Here is a 4,056-nt window from a genome sequence, read left to right on the forward strand (position 1 = left end):
TGTGATGATCGATGCCGTCACGCGCCGCGCGTATCTGCTGGAGATCAACACCTCCCCCGGGATGACGGGTCACTCGCTCGTGCCGATGTCGGCCCGTGCAGCCGGCTTGGACTACGGCGCGCTGTGCCTGCGGCTGCTGGCGGACGCTGCGTTGGACAACCCGCTGCCCGCTGCCGCTGGCGCCAAAGAGGAATGCTGACATGGCCGCCCGCGCTGTTCCCACACCCATGCCGAGCGATGTGCGCATCATGAATGCCGTCGCCGCAGCGCTGTTTGCGCTCGCCGGCTTGGCCGCGGTCGCGGCAGGGGGACTCTGGGTCGCGCGGCATCCACTGTGGACCTTGCAGGGCATCGAGCTGCGTGGCGAGGTCGAGCACCAAAATGCCGTGACCGTGCGGGCGCTGGTCGTGCCGCACCTGCGCGGTACCTTCCTGACCTTGGACTTGGCGGCCGCGCGCGAGCGTTTCGAGGCCCTGCCCTGGGTTCGCGAGGCGGTGGTGCAACGGCAGTTTCCCAACCGCTTGCGTGTGACCCTGCGCGAGCACGAGCCGCTGGCCTGGTGGGGAGAGCCGGGGGGCGGCCGTCTGGTCAGTGTACGCGGCGAGGTGTTCGAGGCCGACCCCGACGACTCGGCCGCCGAGCACTGGAGTACGCTGCACGGCCCGGCTGGCGAAGCCGAAGCGGTGGTAGCCATGTACCGCCGGCTGCAACCGTTGGTGGAACGCTTGGGCCGCGACATTGGGCGGCTGGAGTTGTCCAGCCGGGGCAGTTGGCAGTTGACGCTCGACAGCGGGGCGCCGATCGAGCTGGGCCGCAGCGACGCCGAGGCGCTGGCGCGCATGCAACGCTTCGTCACCACACTGCCCGCGCTGCGGGCCCGCTACGGGCCGCGCGACATCGTCAGCGCCGATTTGCGCTATCCCAACGGTTACGCGCTGCAGCTGCGCGGCGTGACCACCCAAACCGGCACCCCGGCCGACCGGCCTGCGGCGACCCCGCCCGCTCATGCGCCGGCGTCGTCTTTGTCTCGCAACCCCTCTCGCTGAACGCATCATGGCCAAGGAATACAAGGACATCGTGGTCGGACTCGACATCGGCACCGCCAAGATCATGGCGGTGGTCGCCGAGGTCATGCCCGGCGGCGACCTCAAGCTCGCCGGGCTGGGTGTGGCGCCGAGCAACGGCCTCAAGCGCGGCGTGGTCGTCAACATCGACGCGACGGTCGCCAGCATCCAGCAAGCCCTCAAGGAGGCGGAGCTGATGGCCGACTGCCGCATCGCTCGCGTCTACACCGGCATCACCGGCAGCCATATTCGCGGCATCAACTCGCAGGGCATGGTGGCGATCAAGGACCGCGAGGTCAGTCCCGCAGACGTGGCGCGGGTGATCGAGACGGCCAAAGCGATCAATATTTCCACCGACCAGCGCCTGCTGCTGGTGGAGCCGCAGGAGTTCATCATCGACGGCCAGGAGGTCAAAGAGCCGATCGGCATGAGTGGCGTGCGCTTGGAGGCCAAGGTGCACCTCGTCACCGGCGCGCAGAGCGCGGCGGAGAACATCCTCAAATGCGTGCGCCGCTGTGGGTTGGAGGTGGACCAGCTCATGCTCAATCCGCTGGCGGCGGCGCAGGCGGTGCTCACCGACGACGAAAAGGAGCTGGGTGTGGCGCTGGTGGACATCGGCGCAGGCACGACTGATGTGGCCATCTTTGCTGGCGGCGCGATCCGCCATACCGCCGCCATCCCCATCGCTGGCGACCTGATCACCAACGACATCGCGATGGCGCTGCGCACGCCCACCAAGGATGCCGAGGACATCAAGGTGGACAGCGGCTGCGCCAAGCAATTGCTGGCCGACCCCGACCAGCAGGTCGAGGTGCCTGGCATCGGCGACCGCGGCCCGCGCCTGTTGAGCCGCCAGGCGCTCGCGGGCGTCATCGAGCCACGGGTGGAAGAGATCTTCGCGCTGGTGCAGCAGGTCATCCGCGAGTCCGGCTGCGAGGAGCTGCTCTCCAGCGGCATCGTGCTGACCGGCGGCAGCGCCGTCATGCCCGGGATGGTCGAGCTGGGCGAGGATATTTTTCTCAAGCCCGTGCGGCGCGGCGTGCCCAAGTACGCCGGCGCCTTGGGCGACATGGTCGCGCAGCCGCGCGCGGCCACGGTGATGGGTTTGCTCGAGGAGGCGCGCCTGGCGCGCCTGCGCGGGCAGAAGGTGGCGCAAAAAGCGGGCTCGGTCGGGAGCCTGCTGTCCCGCGTCAAAGAGTGGTTTGTCGGCAATTTCTGAGATTTCTGAGGTTAGGCAAGGAGCGTTCCATGAGCATCGAAATGATCGAGGTCGAAGAGTTCAACCGGGGCACGCAGATCAAGGTGATCGGCGTCGGCGGCGGTGGCAGCAACGCGGTCGAACACATGATTCAAAGCCGCGTGCAGGGCGTGGAATTCATCTGCGCCAACACCGACGCGCAGGCCCTGGCGCGCTCGTCCGCACACCGGCTGATTCAACTCGGCCGCACCGGGCTGGGCGCCGGCAGCAAGCCAGACAAGGGCCGCGAGGCGGCGCTGATGGCCGAGGCGGACATCCGCGAGTCTCTCGAAGGGGCGCACATGCTGTTCATCACCGCCGGCATGGGCGGTGGCACCGGCACCGGTGCGGCGCCGGTCATCGCCAAGATGGCCAAGGAAATGGGCATCCTCACCGTGGGCGTGGTCACCAAGCCCTTCGACTGGGAGGGCGGACGGCGCATGGCCAATGCCGAGGAAGGCTTGAGCGAACTGGAGCAAAACGTCGATTCGCTCATCGTCGTGCTCAACGACAAGCTGCACGAGGAGCTGGGCGAGGATGTCACGCAGGACGAGGCCTTTGCCGCCGCCAACGACGTGCTGAAGAACGCGGTCGGCGGCATCGCCGAGATCATCAATGTCGAGGCGCTGGTCAACGTCGACTTCGAGGATGTGCGCACTGTCATGGGCGAGCCGGGCAAGGCGATGATGGGCACCGCCGTGGCCAGCGGCCCAGACCGTGCGCGCATCGCCGCCGAGCAGGCCGTGGCTTGCCCGCTGCTCGAGGGCGTCGATATGCGCGGAGCCAAAGGCGTGTTGGTACTCATCAGTGCGGCCAAAGGTTCGCTCAAGCTGTCCGAGTCGAAGCTGGCGATGAACACCATCCGGGCCTTTGCCGCCCCGGACGCGCACGTCATCTACGGTACCGCTTACGACGAGTCGCTGGGCGATGCGCTGCGGGTGACCGTGGTGGCCACTGGCCTGAACCGCAACGGCCAGCGCCAGCCGCTGACGGTGGTGCAGTCCCAGCCGCAGCAGGGTCTGCGCACCGGCACCGACAACAAGCCCTTCATCCCAACGCTCAACCAGCCCGTAGGGGGCAGCGGGACGGCGACCAGCACCGGGGCCGCCGTCGGCGGGGCCGGCTTGCATCCCAATGTGCCGCGAGTGTGGATCAACGGCCGCAACAACCCAGGCAGCGCGGCCTCGCGCGTGGAGGCGCTGGCCTCCAGCGGCATGGATGACTTCGAGATCCCGGCTTTCCTGCGCAAGCAGGCCGATTGACCGACGGCCTACAATCTCACCCCATGATTGCGCAACGGACCTTGAAGACCCTGACGCGTGCCGTGGGCGTGGGCCTGCACAGCGGCGAGCGGGTCGAGCTCACGCTGCGCCCGGCGGCGCCCGATACGGGCATCGTCTTTCGCCGTGTCGATCTGGCCGAGCCGGTCGACATCCCCGCCAGTGCCACGGCCGTATCCGACACGCGGCTGGCCTCCACCCTGTCGTGCAACGGTGTGCGGGTGCACACCGTCGAGCATCTGATGAGCGCGTGTGCGGGGCTGGGCATCGATAACCTGATCGTCGATATCACCGCCGAAGAAGTCCCCATCCTCGACGGCTCTGCGGCGTCATTCGTCTATCTGCTGCAAAGCGCCGGGATCGAGACCCAGCGCGCGCCGCGGCGTTTCCTGCGGGTCAAGCGCCCGGTCGAGGTGCGCGAGGGCGAGGGCCGCACCCTCAAGTGGGCCCGGCTGGAGCCTTACCACGGCTTCAA

The 4,056-nt window shown here is 68.0% G+C and carries 4 protein-coding genes and 1 pseudogene; all 5 read left to right on the plus strand.

Annotation, left to right across the window (positions count from 1 at the left end):
• Positions 1–199 (plus strand): annotated as a pseudogene (locus tag P3W97_RS10890) (D-alanine--D-alanine ligase); the annotation flags it as partial.
• 1 nt (position 200) lies between these two features.
• A complete protein-coding gene (locus P3W97_RS10895) occupies positions 201–1,046 on the plus strand; it encodes a cell division protein FtsQ/DivIB (RefSeq protein ID WP_300846648.1) in 846 nt (281 codons plus the stop codon).
• 7 nt (positions 1,047–1,053) lie between these two features.
• The gene (gene ftsA, locus P3W97_RS10900) at positions 1,054–2,283 is read left to right on the plus strand and encodes a cell division protein FtsA (protein WP_300846650.1); all 1,230 of its coding nucleotides are present in this window, start codon (positions 1,054–1,056) and stop codon (positions 2,281–2,283) included.
• Between the two features lie 29 nt (positions 2,284–2,312).
• Positions 2,313–3,563, plus strand: coding sequence for a cell division protein FtsZ (gene ftsZ / locus P3W97_RS10905; RefSeq protein WP_300846652.1), 1,251 nt, complete (start codon positions 2,313–2,315; stop codon positions 3,561–3,563).
• A 23-nt stretch (positions 3,564–3,586) separates the two neighbouring features.
• On the plus strand, positions 3,587–4,056 hold a 470-nt coding region (locus P3W97_RS10910; RefSeq protein ID WP_300846654.1), incomplete at its 3' end, for a UDP-3-O-acyl-N-acetylglucosamine deacetylase.

The sequence above is a fragment of the Tepidimonas sp. genome (genome assembly GCF_029335975.1).
GTDB lineage: Bacteria > Pseudomonadota > Gammaproteobacteria > Burkholderiales > Burkholderiaceae_C > Tepidimonas.